This is a genomic window from Paenibacillus algorifonticola (genome assembly GCF_050481745.1).
Classification (GTDB): domain Bacteria; phylum Bacillota; class Bacilli; order Paenibacillales; family Paenibacillaceae; genus Pristimantibacillus; species Pristimantibacillus algorifonticola_A.
This window is the reverse complement of the sequence record NZ_JBCNGR010000035.1, coordinates 146100-164660: the sequence shown is the minus strand read 5'-3', so window position 1 is coordinate 164660 and position 18561 is coordinate 146100. Positions and strand designations below refer to the sequence as shown.

14 protein-coding genes are annotated in these 18561 nt (G+C 47.7%); 4 read left to right on the top strand and 10 right to left on the bottom strand.

Annotated features, from left to right (window positions below; all coding sequences use genetic code 11):
* Window positions 1–17: 17 nt before the first annotated feature.
* From ABEW34_RS25145 to ABEW34_RS25105, 9 genes are all read right to left on the bottom strand, one after another.
* On the bottom strand, window positions 18–590 hold the full coding sequence (locus ABEW34_RS25145) for a DJ-1/PfpI family protein (protein ID WP_430162448.1): 573 nt from the start codon (window positions 588–590) through the stop codon (window positions 18–20).
* Window positions 591–934: 344 nt separating this feature from the next.
* Window positions 935–1249 (bottom strand): cupin domain-containing protein, encoded by a 315-nt coding sequence (locus ABEW34_RS25140; protein ID WP_430162446.1) that lies wholly within the window; start codon window positions 1247–1249, stop codon window positions 935–937.
* Window positions 1250–1299: 50 nt separating this feature from the next.
* A complete protein-coding gene (locus tag ABEW34_RS25135) occupies window positions 1300–3708 on the bottom strand; it encodes a hypothetical protein (protein WP_430162444.1) in 2409 nt (802 codons plus the stop codon).
* A 19-nt stretch (window positions 3709–3727) separates the two neighbouring features.
* Window positions 3728–5743: a heparinase II/III family protein gene (locus ABEW34_RS25130; protein ID WP_430162442.1), complete on the bottom strand. Its 2016-nt coding sequence runs from the start codon at window positions 5741–5743 to the stop codon at window positions 3728–3730.
* 107 nt (window positions 5744–5850) lie between these two features.
* A complete protein-coding gene (locus ABEW34_RS25125) occupies window positions 5851–7266 on the bottom strand; it encodes an ABC transporter substrate-binding protein (RefSeq protein ID WP_430162440.1) in 1416 nt (471 codons plus the stop codon).
* Between the two features lie 143 nt (window positions 7267–7409).
* Entirely contained in the window at window positions 7410–9035 is a 1626-nt protein-coding gene (locus ABEW34_RS25120; protein WP_430162438.1) for a helix-turn-helix domain-containing protein, read from the bottom strand.
* Window positions 9032–10804, bottom strand: a complete 1773-nt coding sequence (locus ABEW34_RS25115; RefSeq protein WP_430162436.1) for a sensor histidine kinase — start codon at window positions 10802–10804, stop codon at window positions 9032–9034. Before ABEW34_RS25115 ends, ABEW34_RS25120 begins: the two co-directional genes overlap by 4 nt.
* A gap of 32 nt (window positions 10805–10836) precedes the next feature.
* Complete coding sequence (locus ABEW34_RS25110; RefSeq protein ID WP_430162434.1) at window positions 10837–11673, bottom strand: carbohydrate ABC transporter permease; 837 nt, start codon at window positions 11671–11673, stop codon at window positions 10837–10839.
* A gap of 15 nt (window positions 11674–11688) precedes the next feature.
* Window positions 11689–12579 carry a carbohydrate ABC transporter permease gene (locus tag ABEW34_RS25105; protein WP_430162432.1) on the bottom strand — a complete coding sequence of 297 codons (891 nt, stop codon included), beginning with the start codon at window positions 12577–12579 and terminating at the stop codon, window positions 11689–11691.
* 285 nt (window positions 12580–12864) lie between these two features.
* Here ABEW34_RS25105 and ABEW34_RS25100 point away from each other — a divergent pair, with 285 nt between their 5' ends.
* Complete coding sequence (locus tag ABEW34_RS25100) at window positions 12865–14328, top strand: DHA2 family efflux MFS transporter permease subunit (RefSeq protein ID WP_430162430.1); 1464 nt, start codon at window positions 12865–12867, stop codon at window positions 14326–14328.
* A gap of 217 nt (window positions 14329–14545) precedes the next feature.
* Window positions 14546–15166 carry a TetR/AcrR family transcriptional regulator gene (locus tag ABEW34_RS25095; RefSeq protein WP_430162428.1) on the top strand — a complete coding sequence of 207 codons (621 nt, stop codon included), beginning with the start codon at window positions 14546–14548 and terminating at the stop codon, window positions 15164–15166.
* Between the two features lie 199 nt (window positions 15167–15365).
* On the opposite strand, the gene ABEW34_RS25090 is transcribed toward ABEW34_RS25095, so the two are convergent.
* A complete protein-coding gene (locus tag ABEW34_RS25090) occupies window positions 15366–15470 on the bottom strand; it encodes an ATP-binding protein (RefSeq protein WP_430162426.1) in 105 nt (34 codons plus the stop codon).
* Window positions 15471–15707: 237 nt separating this feature from the next.
* Between ABEW34_RS25090 and ABEW34_RS25085 the strand changes: the two genes are divergently transcribed.
* Window positions 15708–16700 (top strand): S8 family serine peptidase, encoded by a 993-nt coding sequence (locus ABEW34_RS25085; protein WP_430162424.1) that lies wholly within the window; start codon window positions 15708–15710, stop codon window positions 16698–16700.
* 17 nt (window positions 16701–16717) lie between these two features.
* Complete coding sequence (locus ABEW34_RS25080) at window positions 16718–18538, top strand: prenyltransferase/squalene oxidase repeat-containing protein (RefSeq protein WP_430162422.1); 1821 nt, start codon at window positions 16718–16720, stop codon at window positions 18536–18538.
* The last annotated feature ends 23 nt before the right edge of the window (window positions 18539–18561 follow it).

Genomic DNA, 18561 nt, shown 5'->3' with positions numbered 1-18561 from the left:
AGACTGTCCTAACTCGTTCATCTATTCATAATGTCGTTAAATAATTGCCCTTTATCCTGCTCCCTGCCTTGATAAATCCCTAGATAATCGAATATTTCAAATGAAAAATCAACAAATGCACGTCCTTTTGCAGTTATTACATGCCCGTCTCTAACTACCCTCTTATCTATGCAATTGTCACGTGGAAATGGATCTGCTGTCCCTAATTTATCGATTCTTTCAATCGTGCAAGAAGTAGTGAATGCTCTGCTGTCCAGCACACCAGATCTCCCTAGATATTGCGGTCCGTTACATATTGCAGCCAGCATTTTCTCTTCTTGATCAAGTTTAATAATGAGCTCCGTTAATGAGCTTTGCTGGCTTCGAATCGGTCCCCCTGGGACAATAAGCCCTTCAATATCTTCAAGCTTTAACGCTTCGGCAACTGTGACATTAGGTTTGTAATATAAGCCTGATTCACTCATTACTGGTTCATCCTTATATCCCATAGCTATTATTTCCCTGTTGCCCACATTTTTAATTTTGTGCAGGACCAAAGTAATCTCAAAATCAGCAAAATCCTCTGATATAAAACAAATTATTTTCCCCATGACTGATCCCCTCCATAAAATAGTTGATTTTGAGCAAGCAGCTCATGTAAGCAACCTCTGCTCGCCCCTTCAACTAATCCATATCATTAACTTCTACATGCGGAGATGGAAAACCTTGCAACAAGGTAAAACGGTGAAACGGCTGTCGCCAGCCTTTGGCGGCACGGCGCGTTTCATCCCTAGTTAATGTAGAGAAAGGATGGAAAAATCATACACTTTCCTATATTTCAAAAAAAATAGGGCTGTACCCAGTCAAAAGCTCATGACTTTTGACTGGGTGCAGCCCTTGCCGCTGTAAAAACGCAGCTCGGCACAGCTAATTATTTGAATGACAAGCTAAGGCGTTAATTGATCAAATCCTGCCGAAGCGGCGTGAAGGTGTCGAGCAGCTTGCTTGCCTTCAAGGCGCGGCAGCCATGCTCTGCATTACTAGGAATAAAGATCGTCTCTCCTGCGGAAATGATCGTCTTCTCCCCATTGATCGAAAACTCCAGCTGCCCTTCCAGGCAGTAGGAAAACTGTTCATGCACATGGCTGTGCAAATAACCTTCCGCTCCTTCCTCAAAATGCACCTCCATCATCATAATCGTCTCGCCCGGTGTGAAAATTTTCCGTTTTACGCCTGGCTCGGCATTTTCCCAATTGTTCAACCTGCTCATGATTCGTCATTCCTCTCAACTATTATCGGATTAAATTACACCTATTTCGTTTACACATATTGCGACTTGTTGCTGCTGCGGACGAAGCTCAGCTCATAATCATCCGCTGCGGTCAGCTTGAGGGCTGAACAATCGAAGGCAGGAGCAAGCCGGTAGCATTCCGCTTTAAACTGCTCCCAGCTGCCGAACTCCTGCTCCGAGCCCAGCTTGCAGAAATACGCATTTTTGCGGCTGTATGCCCGGTATTCGCAATGGAATAGGCGGTCGTGATGGGGAACCATCGGCTCGCTGCACCAGATCGCGGCGTAGCCGCTGCCTTTTTGCCCAAACAGCCAGTGTCCGTCTTGGACAAATTCATCAAATTTTGCCTCCGGGAAAAAGAGATGCGTAAACGCGACCGGATGCTCCTCCCCGATTTCATAAATCGCGCCGAGCGCACTGCCCTGCTGCTTGACCGCTGGCATAATGCCATTACCATACCAATAGCCCGGCCGCATGCCGCCATCATCAGCCAGCTCTCCTGGATGGTTCGTATACAGCACCGTATCATTGTCCAGCGCCGCATACCACATATGCTGCTGATACCCGTACACGCCCGGCTCGAAACGCGAGGTGCCGTGAAAACGCTCATTGAACGATTTAACATAATCGCCCGATTCAATGTCAACGGACTCGTCAAAGCTAACATTTTGCCAGAAGGTTGGATTAGCATCATATCTCGGAGATTGAACCGAGGTCAGCATATAATCAGGCTGCTTGTTGAGCTTCACCCATGCGTTCCCAGTCTGGTACTCCAGCTCCTGGGACCCATTCATCAGGCTTGTAAAATGCTGCGGCATCACGTATTTGCTGTTCATCAGAAACACGATCCATTCGCTGTTGCCCATAGGTGTATCAGGATTCAGCAGATGAATTAAAGACTGGGCTGACTGGGTAAACGGCAAAATGACGGAGCGGTAAATACGCGCTTGCGGCGCGACGATTGAACCACGGAACGTATGATAAGCAAAGGATTTAAGCATCTCATCAATTAATCGGCCAGCCCGAGTGGATTCCTCTTCGTCCATATAATCAACGACATTTAGGAGCGCACCCAGCGTCACGCACATATAATCCGCGCTGAGAAACTCTTCAAAGCCGTATTTCTCAACATCTGCCAGCCACTCGCGGATTTTGCCAAGCGCCACTTCGCTTGCCTGTACGCCTGTGCGGCCCGATCTTGCGAATAGCTGATCCGGGTACTCGCGACCCGCCATATAAGCGCAAATATAAAACATCAGCGCGTGATTCTCGCTCCAGAAGCACATGCCATCTGAGCCGTTCTCGGTCATCCAGAAGCGGTAGTCTAAAATCGCCTGCTTGGCTCGTTCCGTTAAATGAGCCGGAAGCTCTTGCTGCTGCATGAGGCGAAGCAAGCCAGCAAGGATAAAGTCCGAGCAATCCTCACGCCGCTCAATTTGTCCAAGCGCGTGCAAAATATGCTGTTCATCATTAATACCTTGTTGCCCCAGGTTCCAGCGTGCGAGCACGTAAAACAAACCAAAGCGCAGCGGTTGAAACGCCTTCTCTGTGCCTATTGTGGCAATCTCCTCAAACATAGCGCCTTTAACCTCGGCCGCTGCCGCTCCTTTGCGGTAAATCGGCTTTTTGTTTTGCAGCAGCTCGATTTTGCGAATCAGCTTTCTTGGTCCGATTTCACCATATACAATGGCCATTGGCGCACCCTCGTCAAGCTTCACGCTGCTCTTGCCGCTAATGTCCTCGCAGATCAGACTATCATTTACTTCTTCTCCGTATGCCAGATAGATGCTGCAAGGCGCTCCCGCCGGGAAGCAAAGCTCATTGCCCTTCAGCGTAATGCCCGATAGAAAGCGGTCCAGCGCTAAAAACGGCTCGGCCTGATCCGCATCCGGCAGCGTCACCGTAATCTGATCCAAATGCTCCAATAATTGAATGCCGAAAATGTTCCGCGTATCACGTACCGCCAAATTCTGCATGCGGATGACCATCGTGTTGCTGCCTTTGCGCAAAGGCAGCTGCAGTTCCTGTTTATTAATCGGCTTATACACCGGTACGGCAACAGAGCTTACCTTCTCGCCATTAAGCCATACTTCAATCGCCGTATAAGTCCATAGATTTGCCAAGACGACAAGGTCTTCTTCCGCCACAAGCGCGGTGGCGGCAAGCAGCTCGACTTTTTGGGGCGTAAACGAAAACTGGCTGAAATTAACGAAGCCGCTGCAAGGGTAAAGATATTCCCAAGGCAGCCCCAGCTCGCTCTCAGCACCGATTTGGATGGCTTCTGATCCCGCAGGCGCTGGAAGATCCCTGTCCGCGACAATCGAGCGCAAATATTGCTCGTAGCGTATTTGGTTTTTGTCGGTTTTGTCCGATATAAAATCATTCAACCGCAGTCCTGAAGTTAGATAATGAGTAATAAATCCGTTTTGCTTATCCACATGCTTCACTCCAATCTTTTCATTCAGGCATCGCAAATACGGTAAGGTGCCCGTCACGGTTTAAGCTCAGAACAGGGCGGCCCTGCTCGTCCATGGCAACGCTCCATTCAGAGATCGCCAGCTGCTGCGTGCCAAGTGTGGGCTTCATCACGGTAATAAACCATGCACCTTCATTTTCCGTTGTCAGCAATCCCTGAAGCACCTTCAGCGGCTGCATCTTCATTTGGTGCACAGATTCCCAGCTGTCCTCCACGTCAAGCTCCAGCTCCGGCGGTCCAAATACGAGCAGCTCGCAGGCGAGCGGCGAAGCAGTAGCAGCTTCGGCTCCATTGGCCAAGCTGCTGCCTTTAGCATAGTAGCAGGCAGGCTGAGCATGGGAACGCGTTTGATCTGTCGAGGAACCGCTTTCCTTCGCCAGCCTTTGCGTCTCCCACTTCAGCAGCCTAGTGTGCAGCCGGTGCTGATACGTATGCTCGCCAGTACTAACCAAGCGGTCATAAATGACCCATTCTCCGCTATCCAGAAACCATAAGGCTCGCCTATGCGTAACGCCGCGAGAAGCATATCCGTCATGCTCTGCGCAAAGCATTTGTTGATTCGGCTCCCAAGCGATTAAGGAAACGGCGGCCTCTGGCACGCCCCATCTTTGGGTGCGCAAATAAGGCGTCTGATCCTGCCCGTCCACCAGAACGGTATTATGGGCAGAAGTGCTTTTGAAATAACGGCGCCATGGATTTTCCATATACGTATACGTGCCTGGATCGACGAACAGCGCTTCGCCGTAGGCGCACCATTCGAAGGACAACGCATCGGCATGGCCATGAGGGCCGCCAAGTGCAGCCGCATCGAAGATGAGCTGCTGCTCCGTATCGCCAAGCCCATAATAGCCTGCCGCAGGGAATGCAAACGGCAGCCGCTCCTCCACATGGGCGCTCGTCGCTTCTGCTTCGCCTGGTGTTAAAGCCGCCTGCGATACTGCCGCTTCTGGCGACTTTGCTGCTGCTTCTGCTTCTGCTTCTGCTTCTGGCGAATTAGCAGCCGCCGCTATCAGGCGGTCGATGGCCTCCGGGCCGACCGTCCAAAACTGCTCGTACAGCTGATCCTCCAGCAGCAGCCTCGGACGATCATAATACAGCGCCGCCGCATTCAAATCTGGCGGCTGGTTCGCGAAGGAATCAGCAAACGGCGCCATGCTGCCGTCCTGTCTGATCATCAGGCTTGCGAAACGCGTCATGCCGGCTACAATCCGCTCGTATTCGCCTGAGAACGCAAGCCCACGCTTTTTCGCCATAACGGCACAATCGACAAACAGCTCCAGCGATACCATATGGTAGTGCGGGGTAAGCTCCGAATGGACGCCATCTTGCAGCACCTGCACGCGAATGCATTCCTCCAGCCGCTTCATCGCTATGCTGCGCCACTCCGCGCTTTCCTCCCACGTCACAAAGGTCAGCCCCGCGCCCAGCAGCCCAATCATATGCATAATCGAATGATTGATTTCAATGCTCGCTTTGTAGGTGGAGAGAAACCAAGCATGCTCTTTTACCGATTGGAGAAACCGCTGCTTCGCCTCGCCCTTCCAGCTGTCCGATTCATCGAAAAAATGATAGGCATATATCCATTGGCGCAGCCTGAGACCCGTTTCCAGCAGACGCCACGGACCCGGTCTTTGAAAATAGGTCAGCTCCTCTGCCGGCAAATTCCGCGGACATGGCTGCGTATCGATCCAGCCTAAAATATGCTCCAGCGCTTTAGCCGCATATTTCTCGTCTCCCGTGCACGCATAGGCGGTGCCTAAGGAGCGAAGATGCTTAAAGCGGTTAATGCCCCAAGTAAATTCCTTGTCTCCAGTTGGGTTGTAAAGCCAATTGATAGGCTGGCCCAGATCGATTTCAAAACCTTTCCAAATAATAGGCTTATCCTCGCACCAGCGATCTGCCTGAGCAATTGCAGCGGCCGCCTGCTGCGGAAAATGCTGCTGAAAGCTTGCTCCCCAATCGCTTCTCTGCTTCGGACTAAAATACAAATGATCCATTTAGGTACTCGCTCCTCCCTCTCTCTACTTTTCCCTATATTTTAAAAACAGAGGCTGCCCGCAGGCAGCCCCTCTTTTCCTTCAGCTATACGGCTTCAGCTATACGACTACTGGCCGAGCGAGCCTTGCAGGCTCTTGGCGCTGAACGACGGATTAGCCTGAATATTAGTCAGCCCTTCCGTACGAGCCGCTGCTAGCGCTTTGTTGTATCTCGTATTCAAATCTTTAATCGCTGCTTCCAAATCCTGATTGCTGGTCAAAATGTATTCAATAAATACATCGCTTGCTTTTTTGCCTTCCAGCTTCGTTTCTGTAACCGAAATCGGAGTTGCTGGATAGATGCCGTCATATTTCGTTGGAAGGAAGCCTTCGATGCCCTTCAGTTCAGGCTTGCCTGCTGCTTCATTCACATAAGGCAGAACGGAAAGTCCAAGACCCTTCTCTTGATATTCCGTACGAAGCTCCGTATTGTACAGGTATTCTAAGAACTTAACAGCTGCTGCTTGCTTGTCCGATTGTGCATTAATTCCGATGTAACCGCCTGCATTAACCCATGTAACACCGTTGATTTGACCGTCTTTAGTCGGTACAAGCGTCGACGACCAGTTGATTTCTGTCGGGAATTGCGACGTGTAGACTGCTGGCTCACTGGAGTGGTTCACATACATCGCGATTTTGCCTTGTGCAAACTGGGCGCGAAGCGGATCAATATCCAGTGATTCAGCGCCAGGAATCATGCTGCCATCAGCTTTCATTTGGTGCAGCGCCTCAGCAATATCACGGTACATGCCGAAATCAAATTCTCCGGTTTGGTAATTAAAGCCCTCGTGGCTTGTTTCCGAGCTGAGCGAGCCCGATGCAAATGCCGGACGCGTAAAGCCGGAGCCATTTTTGAAATTGCTGGCGAAGCCGTAAATGCCTTCAGCCTTGCCTTGCTCTGTTACTTTTTTCGCAATCTCAACCATTTCGTCAAGCGTCTTTGGCGGCTCTGTGTAGCCAGCCTTCTCCAGCAGGTCTACATTGTACAGCAGACGCCAGAATTGGCCTGAGTTTGGAAGCGTATACACATGTCCGTCTTTTGTATACACATCCTCTACCAGCAAGCCGTCGAATTTCGCCAGAAACTCTTTGCTGAGCAGCGTATCCAGTGGGGCAAAATAACCTTTGCTTACATAAGTCTGAAAGTCGCCGCTGCGGAAAATGTCTGGAGCCTGGTTGCTCGCGAATGCAACCTCAATCGCCTGATTGTAGTTATCCGCCATAACCTTCATTTCTACTTCAATGTTATCTGTATTCGTTGCGTTATATTTGTCTACCTGCTCCTGCATATAATCCATATCATGACGATCTATTGTCCAATAGGAAATTTTCGTCTTTGCTGCGCTGCTTGCACCGTTAGTGCCCGCGCTTGCTTCTGGTGCGGCGTTCGTTCCGTTACCCGTCGAACATGCCCCTAGCATCAAAGCTATTACCAGCAAGCTGCAAAGCAAGAACGAGCGTTTCGTTGCGAATCTTTTTTTCATCTGTCGTACCTCCCCTTTGTTTGGCAAGCGGCGTTCAAGCGGTGTCTACCACCTAGCCCCTCCTGCTGACCTCATTGTAGCACCGTTGCGCGCTTGTCCATGAAGGACAAAAACACGATTCTGGGAGGGCAAAATGACTATGATTACGCTTCCGGTTCCGAGCTTTCATATTTGCTGCGGAATTCCGTAGGCGTCAGCCCCGTATGTTTTTTGAACAGCTCGGTGAAATAAGGGCGGTCCCGATAACCAAGCTCATACGTAATATCCTGCACCTGCATGCCTTCCAGCAGCAGCTCCTTTGCCTTGTCCATCCGTGCGGAGGTAACGTATTGCATAAATGTCATCCCCGTTTCTTTTTTGAACAAATTGGAAAAATAGCTCGGGCTCAAATGCACGACATTCGCGCATTCCTGTACCGTCAAATCGGTGCCGAGCCGTCCACCCACATAATTCATAGCTTGATGGATGAGCTGGCCGACATTGTTTTTTTGGCGCTTCTGAAGCCAATCACAGCCTGTCAGTCCCAATTCCTTCACATCTTTAATCAGCTCGGAGGTGGATAAATACCGCCCTTTCTTAATGACGCTCAGCCGTTCGTCAAGCCACATGCGCTGCTTGCTATCCGCCTTCTCGGCTATGACACGGTAAATCGAGAAGGCCAGTCCATAAAACAAATTGGTCATCACATCGGGATCAGGCGGCGTCGGATAACGCAGGCATTCCTCGGCAATGCTCACCAGCAGCTTCTCTGTTCCTTCCCGGTTGCCTGAGCGCAAGCAATAAAGCAGCTCCACTTCCTTGTCAGCGGAATAATGCGGTGAAATATGATTTTGCCGTTCAATATCGCTATAGGAGATAACACAGCCGCTGCCGGAATAAAACTGGTAGCTGAGCGCTGTTTTCGCCTGATTATAGGATAGAGCGATTTCGCTGATTCCTTCCACGCAGCTTCCGACGCCAATGGAAATGTCTCGCTTCGCGTAGCGATTCACATTATCCCGGCACGCCTCTGCCAGCGCCAGCATCTCCTCTTCCTCATTGGGATTCAGCAAGATGACAAATTGGCCCAAATGCTCCCGAAATACGACACCTTTCGCCTGTTTTTTAATCGTTTCCTCCATAATGTTTTGCACAGCGAAGCGGGTGATCTCCACCTCACGCACGGACAGCGGGGAATGCTCATCCATTAGCCCCTCGATCTGCACAGACATCACAACAAAGCGGCGGGTATCCATATCGATGCTGAGAAATTCCCATTTGTCACAGGCCCGCTCGGGCAGCTCATCATGCCGGATCAGCAGCCGAAAATACTCCTGGCGCAAATACGGCAGGCTTTCCCTCACTTTGCGCTCCAGCGTCATCCGGTCCAACTGCTCCAGCCGCTGCGTTTCAATCTTCGCTTTAGCGCGGAGTACAACCTCGACAATTTGCTGCGTCGTAAACGGCTTAACCAAATAATCGAAGGCCCCAAGCCGAACGGATTCCTGGGCATAGGTGAAATCCGTAAAACCGCTGAAGAAAATAACCTTTGCCTCCGGCTCTCCGCTTTCCTTCAACTCACGGACCATATCAATGCCGCTGCGCATCGGCATCCGGATGTCGGTCAGCACAATATGCGGATGCTTTTCTTTAATAAGCTGCAAGCCATCATTGCCATTCGCAGCCGTTCCTACGATTTTAATGCCGTGCTCCCCCCAAGGAATCTTTGACACTATGCCATCGATGACCGTCTTTACATCGTCTATAATGCACATCGTAATTTCGCTCATTCGCTTATCACCTCTTGAATGGGAATAATTAGCTTAACAGAAGTCTGCACGCCCGGCTCGCTTTCAAGCTCCATGGAAGCTTTATATCCGTAATACAGGGACAGCCTCGTTCGTACATTCACCAATGCGTAGCTCGTCCGCTCCACTTCTGGACCATTCAGCATTTTCTCCACACGCTCGGCTTCCATCCCAGTACCATTGTCTGTAACGGTTAGTATGAGCAAGCTCTTATTAGCATCGGCTTCCACCTCGATTCGGATAACCCCCTCATGAGGCAGCTCCTGAAAACCGTGCAAAATGGAATTTTCAACCAGCGGCTGCAGCAAAATTTTGAGCACGGGCGTATCCAGCAGCTTCTCATCAACCGTCTGTATGCTGTAACGAAACAAATCCGGATAGCACATTTGCTGCAAATTCAAATATTGCGCCACATGCTCCAGCTCCTGCCGCAGCGTCGTAATTTCCCGGCCATTGTTCAGGCCCAGCCGGAACAGCAGGGACAGCGAAACAATCATGCCGCTGACCGCCTGCTGCTCCTCCATCTCGCTTTTCCAATAAATCGTATTCAGCGTATTGTACAAGAAATGAGGATCAATCTGCGCCTGCAGCGCTTTGATCTCCGATTTGCGCTTGTCCTGCTCGGATGCTTTCACCTCTTCGATTAATTCGCCAATTTGCTCCAGCATCCGGTTGAACTTGTGGCCGACCTGGCTGATTTCATCCTCAAATACGCTCTCGAACCTGACGTCCAGCTTATTCTGCTCCACCTTTACCATGAGATTGCGCAATTTGAACAGCGGCTTAAGCAGCAGTTCCGACAGCATGCTGGACATAATGAGCGCCAGTACGACGCAGCCGCCCATAATCGTAAGAATCGTCCAGCGCATGCGCTGAACAGGCTCAAGCAGCTCGGACTTGGATTGATAGCCGATCAATATCCAATCCGGATTCATCCCAAGCGCCGCGTAATTGAGCAGATACGCATCTCCACTCTGGCTTGTATATTCGAAGTTCCCTCTCGCGCTGGACCCGACACGTTCATAGATTTGCTGATTGCTTTGCGGCATGCCCACTGTGGAAGCAAGAACGTTCTTCCCCATACGATCAACCACAAGCTGGCTGAGGCTGGCGCTCTGCATATCCGCCTGAATCAAATCCAGCAGGTGATCCTCACGGATATTGACAATGACATACACACCTGGCAGCTGGATATCAAAAAACGGTTTAATAATTAAGGTAATAACGGAGCTTTTCCGGCTGAACAGCTCATCGGCATGTCCCGGCACCCATAGCTTGCTCCATTTTTCCTGCGTACCCGTTATTTTCTGATTAATAATCGTGCTCTCAAAATCGCTTTTCGGGCTGCGCCGGTTTCCCGTTGGATAAAAATCGCCGATCGGCGTATGCACCAGCACGGAGTCAATCGACTGCTCAGCCAGCATTAGCTGGGCAAAGGGCGTTTGCAGCTCGGAAAGCCGATTATAATATTCCTTCTTGCTGCTTGACTGCACATCCTTCAGCGTGCGCTGGAAGGGCTCGCCCATCATGAGGGTGGAGACGAGCACGACAATATTTTTCAAGCGCTCATCCAGCACCCTCGCCGACTTATTAAGCGTATCCTGACTCGTTTTCGTTGCCTGTGATTCCATTTCACGAGAAAAAAACACGGAAACATAAGTTCCCGTGACGGATATACAAACGACAGTTAATAAAACGAACGAAACCCACAGCCGTCTTTTAAGCGACATTTTTCTAAATAAACGATTCATGCTGTTCATCGCCTCAATGCATATGGAGTTTATTAGCCTTTCACCGAGCCAGCCGTAACTTGCATAAATGAACGGTTAGCGAAAATATATACGATGAGCATAGGTAAAATCGAAATACATGCGCCGGCGAGCATCAGTTGATTTTCAACTGCGGCTCCCGCCCCGTAGCGCAAGTTCGCAAGTCCCACGGGCAAGGTTTGTAGATCAGGACGCGAAAGGGAAAAGACGAGCGGCAATATATATTCATTCCATGCATTACGGAAGGTGAATAGCGATACGACAGCCAGCGCCGGACGCAGGAGCGGTAAAATAATGAGCCAGAAGGTGGAGTAGAAATTACAACCATCAATGAGCGCCGCTTCATCCAGCTCTCGCGGAATGCCGCGGAAAAAGCCAATTACCATAAAGAAGGCAGTTGCATGCGCACTAATTAGAATAATTATGACGCCCCACAGCGATTTCTGCAAACCAATGGATACCATTAAATCAAATTGTGGGCGCAGCACAACCGCACCGATCGAAATGAACAACGTGAAGGATTGAAGTAGAATAAACAGCTTTTTTCCTCTAAAGGCAACACGGTCAACCGCATAAGCAGCCATGGAGGATACGAGCAAAGTGCCAACCGTAACGAACACAGCTACATATAAGCTATTGAAGGTATAAGCGGAGAAATCAGCTTGATTCCACGCCTGTAAATAGTTTTTAAACTGCCAGGAGGAAGGAAGAAACGTCGCTCCGGTTGTCAGCTCCAGGTTCGTCTTGAGGGAGCCGAATAGCGCGATTACGATTGGAAAAAGCATCAGTGCTGCCGTCACAAGCAGAAGCAGCCATACTGGTGTACGAAGTACTATTTTACGAATGGTCATGATCGTTCCCCCTTTTTAATAAACGTTATTAAGCTTTTTCGACATCCAGAAATACAGCCATGTGACGATACCGACGATAACAGCCGTTGTGAAGCCGACCGCGCTGCCGTAGCCGATATTTTGCACGGAGGTGCCTGACGTCGTCAGCGGGAAGAACAATTTGTAGAGGTATAAATACATAACCTCGGTTTTGCCGAAAGGACCGCCCTCCGTCAATACCATAATGCTCTCGTAGCCTTTAAGCGACGTTGTAATCGCCAGCATAATAATCATTTGCAGAACAGGACCGAGCATTGGAATCGTAATGTACCACATCCGCTGCACCGGGTTTACGCCATCGAGCGATGCCGCTTCATACACATCCTCTGGAATGTTCTGAAGACCGGCGATAAATAGTAGCATATAGTTGCCGACTGCTCCCCACACCGCAATGATGACGATCGTCGTCATGGCATGTGCAGCGCCCAACCAGTCCACTGGAGCGGATACGATGTGCAGCTTCATTAAATACTGATTAATAATGCCGTTGTAGGAGTTAAACACAATATAGAAAACGATGGACATGACAGAGGCGCTGAAAATCGTTGGCAGGAAAAAAATCGCCCGAAACGCATGCCGTCCCCGCAGCTTCCGATTCAATATAACCGCCAATATGAGCGATAGCGGCAGCGTAATCATTAATTTTCCACCCGCGTAGATGAAAGTATTCAAAACAGAGTGCCAAAATTCAGTATCCCTTCCCACTCGCGCAAAGTTCTCAAGTCCGATAAACTTCGGCGTCCCGAACCCTTGATAATCAAAAAACATATATCGAAGCGCCCATACAACCGGATAAATGCCGAGCGCCATGGTTAGAAAAAAGCTTGGAAAGCTGAACAAATACGCCCCGATTCGATTTTTATGCATGCCTTCATCTCCCCTTCTTTTGTAGCTTCATTGTATAGGATGCCGCCTTCCATACGGGATGGGGCAATCAATGATGCTGGGGGGACGAAACGACTTTTGTCGTTATTGACTTGCGGACAATTGTCCGGTAGAATTATTTTCAGTAGTGCGGACAATTGTCCGCAAGCAATGGGCAGCGCGAGCTGCCTGAATGGAGGCTGAGTGAACCGGCGGGAGCGGGGACATACTTATTTTAGAGAAACAGCAGCATTGGCACACAAACGAAAGGCATGAGGAGGAACGATTTTGAACACAGGAAGTCTAGAGACAGCACCCAAGGATTTGAGTGGAATAAAAAGAGGACCTATTGTAGCGGCACTTATTATAGGCGCATTTGTTGCCATACTGAACGAAACCCTGCTTAATATTGCTTTCCCCGATTTAATGAAGGAGTTTGATATTAGCTACGCGACCATTCAGTGGTTGTCGACGGCCTATTTGCTCGTAGTTGGCATTTTGGTTCCGATTACGGCACTGCTTCAGCAATGGTTTACAACCCGGCAAATGTTTTTGTCAGCAATGATTTTATTTCTTGTCGGAACCATCGTCTGCGGCACGGCAACCGTCTTCCCTATGCTGCTTGTTGGCCGCGTCATTCAGGCGCTTGGCACCGGCTTAATGCTTCCGGTCATGATGAATACGATTTTGGTTATCTTCCCGCCGGAAAAGCGCGGCGGCGCCATGGGCATGATCGGCCTCGTCATTATGAGCGCACCCGCTATCGGCCCGACGCTGTCGGGGCTTATTATTGAATCCTTCAATTGGCGCTGGTTGTTTTTCTTAGTTATTCCGCTCGCCGTTTTCTCCATTTTGTTTGCGGCGGTTTATTTGAAAAATGTTTCGGATATCACTCGTCCAAAGGTTGACATAGTATCCATTTTATTGTCATCCATCGGCTTTGGCGGTCTGATTTACGGCTTTAGTAAAGCAGGTGAGGATGGCTGGGGCAGCTCCATCGTCATTTGGTCTATCGTCGTCGGCGCAATCGCCCTGCTGCTGTTTATTGTGAAGCAGCTCATGTCGAGCCAGCCGCTGCTGGATTTGCGCGCCTTTAAATATCCGATGTTCAGCCTCGTCGCCTTGCTCATGCTGGTGATGATGATGACGCTGTTCTCCACGATGATTTTGCTGCCGCTTTTCCTGCAAAACGCGCTTGGCAAAACCGCTTTGGCTGCCGGACTCATTTTGCTTCCGGGCGGAATTATCAACGGCCTGATGGCTCCGGTTTCCGGCGTGCTATTCGACAAGTTTGGACCACGGGTGCTCGTCATTCCGGGGCTTGCTATTACAGCGGCAGCGGTATGGATGTTTAACGGCATCGACGAGCTGACAAGTATAGGTTATATTATCTTTATCCATGTTGTGCTGCTAATCGGCGTTTCCATGGTGATGATGCCAGCACAGACGACAGCGCTCAATCAGCTGCCGCGTAAGCTGTACCCGCATGGCACAGCAATCTTGAACACCTTGCAGCAGGTTGCCGGCGCAATCGGCACTGCCCTATTCATCAGCATTATGTCATCCGGCACAAAAAAATATTTGGAAAGCTCCACTGATCCGGGCTCCCCGCTTGAGCAGGTCAAAGGCTTCGTATCCGGCATGCACAGCGCGTTTCTGGTTGGACTTATTATTGCCTTCATCGCCTTTGGGCTGGGCTTGTTCATCCGGCGCACCAAAGCACCTGAGGTGGAGGAGAAAAGAGCGGCTTAGGTCGAAACGCAAAGCCGATTGCTCCGGCTTCACGTTTCGACCAGGGAGTAAAGTAAAACTGGGGTTTTCAGTTTTAATTTACGACCCAGGAATAACAAAAAAACGGGCCTTTTCGTTTTTTTTGTTATTCCTCTTCGAAGCATTTTTCCGAGAAAGTCGGTTATGCGTTGCTCCCTCGGAGCGGCCTTGCAGTGAGCATAAAGGAAGTGAAAGCTAGTTGAATTTTGAAATGGATGAGGTGGGCCGGGATATTATCGAGAAGGCCCGCCAGCTTTTTAACGAGCATGGCGTTGAAGCGGTCAATATGCACCAAATTGCGAAAAAGGCAGGCATCGGTCAGGGCACGCTTTATCGGCGTTTTCCAAACAAGGGCGCGCTGTGCATGTCCGTTTTGGATAGCCAATTCGAGCAGTTCAAGGCGAATATGATGCGGGAACTAACTGATAAAGCCGCGGAGCCCGTCGTCATACGCCTTTCGGCTTTTATCCAAGGCCTACTGTTCTTTTCGCTTGAGCTGCGGGAGTATATACGTCCTATTCTTTCCGCTATTTGCACCGACGATAAGAACAACCAGGACTGGTTCCAAGCTGAGCCATATACCTTCATGCATGCGACGATCAGCGGATTGCTGGAGGAAGCCGCAGCAGCACGTCAACTGCGGCCGCAAATTTTGCCAACCATCGCCGCATCCCTGCTCATTTCCTCGTTTTCACCAGAGCTGATGGCTCATTTCGAAGAACAGGGCTACAGTAAGGAGTTTATTTCCGAGCAATGTAGAGCGACTTTTATAGAGCCATTGTTTTTAGAAGCATCAGAGGCGGACTATGACGGCAACTGATTTGCCCCCCTTAGTCAGCTCAGCTATGAAATGCAAGCCTATCCAGCTTTCAAAGAAAAGGGTGTCCAGCCGGCTTTAATAGCCGTGGACACCCTTTTTCTATTATATACAATAGTTTAATTACCTATTGCATTTTAAACACCTGCTCCGTTGTTGCCCGCTTAAGCGCAACGTGAAGCGAGAGCGTATCGCTGCGATACTAAGCCCACACTCGGCCGCCGTGCAGCTCGACGATTTTGCGAGCGATGGCCAGTCCAAGACCAGCGCCCTCCGTATTTTGCCTAGCTGAATTGAATCCGCTCATCACCTTCCTAATATAAAGCACCTTCTTAATCGGTCTGTAGGAGAACTTGCACATAGGAGAACGTGCGACTCTCGTAATTGCATCTTTAAAGTTCGGGTTGCTGAACCCCTGAACCATCTCATTTTATAAATTAACCAAAAAAGAGTCACATAATGTCGAATTAACCAATATAATGAGGTAAATAAAGGTAATTTTTACTATGGAAATTACATGCTGTGTTAATCTAAAATATATATTATGAAAAACTCATTTCTTATACATTTCATATTTTTTAGAATTCTTCCAAAAAATAAAATCCGTATTTATTTGATTGTTTTATCATTTTTTTCTTTTATTATCGGAGGTTGTAATACAAACACTCTACAAGGATATTCTGCCATTGATCTTACTCCCTCTCCACTTGTCCCATTAGATCCTACAACAGTCATAGAAACCGCTGTAGCGGTTATTGATACTGGCATTGCTCGACATGAAAATCTGGATGAATCACTTTTGTTATTTAAAGATTTTATCAATCATAACCCAGAGCCCTACGATGATAACGGTCATGGAACTGAAGTAAGCGGTATTATTTCTGGTAATGGTATTGGAGTTGCCAAGAAATACAGCGGGGTGGTCCCGGGGCAGAAACTCATCGTCTTAAAGGCCTTTGACAACGATGGCAACGGAGATTTATTTGCCTTATCTGACAGCATTGATTGGATTATTGAGAATAAACAAGCCTACAAGATTAAATTGGTATGTATGTCCTTTGGCTTTGATGTCTCTCCAATATTCAATAACTCTGTCATGGAGAATCTAATAGAACGTTTACATCAGAACGGTATCATCATTATAACCTCAGCAGGAAATAACGGTGAGGAAAATGGCGAAATTACGATTCCTGGCACGTACTCAGGCGTTTTGACAGTAGGAAGTTTGAACTACCAGCCTTTAATCGATAAAAATATTTCCAGCGCGGAGATTTCCGATTTCTCTAGCACGAAAATAAATGGTGTATCGTCATCAATCAAACCCGAACTATATGCCCCTGGTGAACAAATCATTACTACCAGTGCGGAGCAGAAAAATGCGTATACAGTTGTTAGCGGAACCTCTTACTCTGCCGCTTTAGTATGCGGTCAAATTGCTTGGATTATGAATCATTATCCTCATCTTACAAGTGAAGAAATTATAGATTTTGTAATTAAAAATAGAGAGAACCGGATACTAGATATTCCGGTTGAATAAGTGAGGTCATTGTCGTTATGCGAATTCCATATAGAAAAACAGTAGTGGTCGCGGTCATATCCGTGCTCCTAATCTTAGTAACATTTGCAATTTTACAACCACCTCCTTATTCAAATGATACTATTTCCATCAATAAGGAGAATAAGATCAATGATGCTCCGCAAGAATATGTGCAAAGAGAGCCAATCACACTCACTCCCTTAGCATCTAAGCTGAGTCTAATGCAGACCTCTGATAAGGGGTACGGCTATTTAACGGAAGAGGCAACAAATTTGGCGGATTTATACAGTACATACTATGCACTGAAGTCAATGGAGCTTCTAACTAAGAAATCACCTGCACTTCCTGATCGAACGGGATTCGAATTGTTAAAGGGTGATACTGACAAAATTCCACTAACCAACATCTATTATTACTGCTCAATTTTTAACGATTTTCAAAATAATCAAGAGCTTGGAAATCAGATTAAAACCCTTATTTTAAAGATGAGATACGAAGATGGCACCTTCGCACCAAGCGTAGCCGATAAAGACCTGCTGGTCGGAGGTCAGAAAGACTACCTTTCTACCTACATGGCTCTTTATGCGATCCGTACAATTAATCCAGACTATGATATGTCAGGAAATCGAAGCTGGATTGAAGACGCCTTGAACTCGGAAGTATTATCTCCCAATGCAGGTGAAATTGAAAAAATGGCTGAGATCAAGGTGTTAATAGATTTGGCAGATATTATATCGCCTAGTATAGTCGACAATTACCATGAAACTCTTCTTATCCTATTAAATGAATATCAGAAATATATGATCTCTCCAGCAGATGCTGAACAGCCATTGTCCAACCTATCCATATTCTTAGATTTGGCTGAAAGGCTCAACTTTTCGACCATACTATCTGAGGAGAACATTATCCATACCATTCAGCAGTATAAAAAAGCCGATGGTGGATTCAGCCTGTTTCTCTCAGATAAATCCAATGCGTTGCCTACTTATTTAGCAGTTAAGTTACTGAACGATTATAAACGTCTAGAAGACTCCGAGAAAGAAATTGAGGCATTCATTGAACGTTTCAAGCTTTTCAACAATTTTTACATTCCTATCAATTATATTGAAAGTGATATCGTCTCTACTTATTACGCTCTCAAAATTGCAGAATTAGCAGGAAATAATTCTGTGAACGAACACATAGAGGAATACTTGAACAATCATGAAGAGTTAAAAGAGCACCCTTATTATTGGGCTATGAAGGTAACGTACGCTCAGAAGAACTTGACTAAAATAGATAAAATATCGATTAGCAAGTTGTTTATAAAGGCTGCCGATGCTTTTACAGAGCACAGTGGCCGCAATGAAGCAATCGAGTTGCATACCTTCCTTTCAATTATGAATGATCTTCAAATCCCTATTGACATAGAAGTAAAAAACAAGGTAATTGCCGCTTCGGAAGAGGGATTAGAAACAGCTCTTAATAAAGCAAATACAGAAATGGCTACATTAAGTTTCTTAGCGTTGATTCTAGTCGAATTAGGTGAGCAAGAGCTTTTACCAGTCAAAGACATTAATCGGGAATTTGCAAATAACCTCAAAAATGTCACTAATCTAACTCAAGATGAACTCGAATACCTTTATTTTAGTTTAATAACCTTGAAGCAAAGTGATCTGAATGAATTTGAAGATATGATTGCGAATGCATCCTTCCGTGACTCAATCGCTAACACACTTGCTGCTTGTTATATCGGCAATGGTCTTTTTAGTTATTCTTCAGATCAAGGAAACATCGACTTAAAGTCTGTTTTTTATGGAGTGTGGGTATATGAAAATATTATTCGCCAAACGAACTAATATTTTCATTGATAGTATAAATG

Excerpts from the sequence above, each read along its gene's own strand:
- ABEW34_RS25125 (WP_430162440.1), bottom strand. The coding sequence starts at position 7,266 with ATGAAAAAAAGATTCGCAACGAAACGCTCGTTCTTGCTTTGCAGCTTG.
- ABEW34_RS25090 (WP_430162426.1), bottom strand. The coding sequence starts at position 15,470 with ATGAGCGGATTCAATTCAGCTAGGCAAAATACGGAGGGCGCTGGTCTT.
- ABEW34_RS25085 (WP_430162424.1), top strand. The coding sequence starts at position 15,708 with ATGAAAAACTCATTTCTTATACATTTCATATTTTTTAGAATTCTTCCA.
- ABEW34_RS25130 (WP_430162442.1), bottom strand. The coding sequence starts at position 5,743 with ATGGATCATTTGTATTTTAGTCCGAAGCAGAGAAGCGATTGGGGAGCA.
- ABEW34_RS25080 (WP_430162422.1), top strand. The coding sequence starts at position 16,718 with ATGCGAATTCCATATAGAAAAACAGTAGTGGTCGCGGTCATATCCGTG.
- ABEW34_RS25110 (WP_430162434.1), bottom strand. The coding sequence starts at position 11,673 with ATGACCATTCGTAAAATAGTACTTCGTACACCAGTATGGCTGCTTCTG.
- ABEW34_RS25140 (WP_430162446.1), bottom strand. The coding sequence starts at position 1,249 with ATGAGCAGGTTGAACAATTGGGAAAATGCCGAGCCAGGCGTAAAACGG.
- ABEW34_RS25120 (WP_430162438.1), bottom strand. The coding sequence starts at position 9,035 with ATGAGCGAAATTACGATGTGCATTATAGACGATGTAAAGACGGTCATC.
- ABEW34_RS25115 (WP_430162436.1), bottom strand. The coding sequence starts at position 10,804 with ATGAATCGTTTATTTAGAAAAATGTCGCTTAAAAGACGGCTGTGGGTT.
- ABEW34_RS25105 (WP_430162432.1), bottom strand. The coding sequence starts at position 12,579 with ATGCATAAAAATCGAATCGGGGCGTATTTGTTCAGCTTTCCAAGCTTT.
- ABEW34_RS25145 (WP_430162448.1), bottom strand. The coding sequence starts at position 590 with ATGGGGAAAATAATTTGTTTTATATCAGAGGATTTTGCTGATTTTGAG.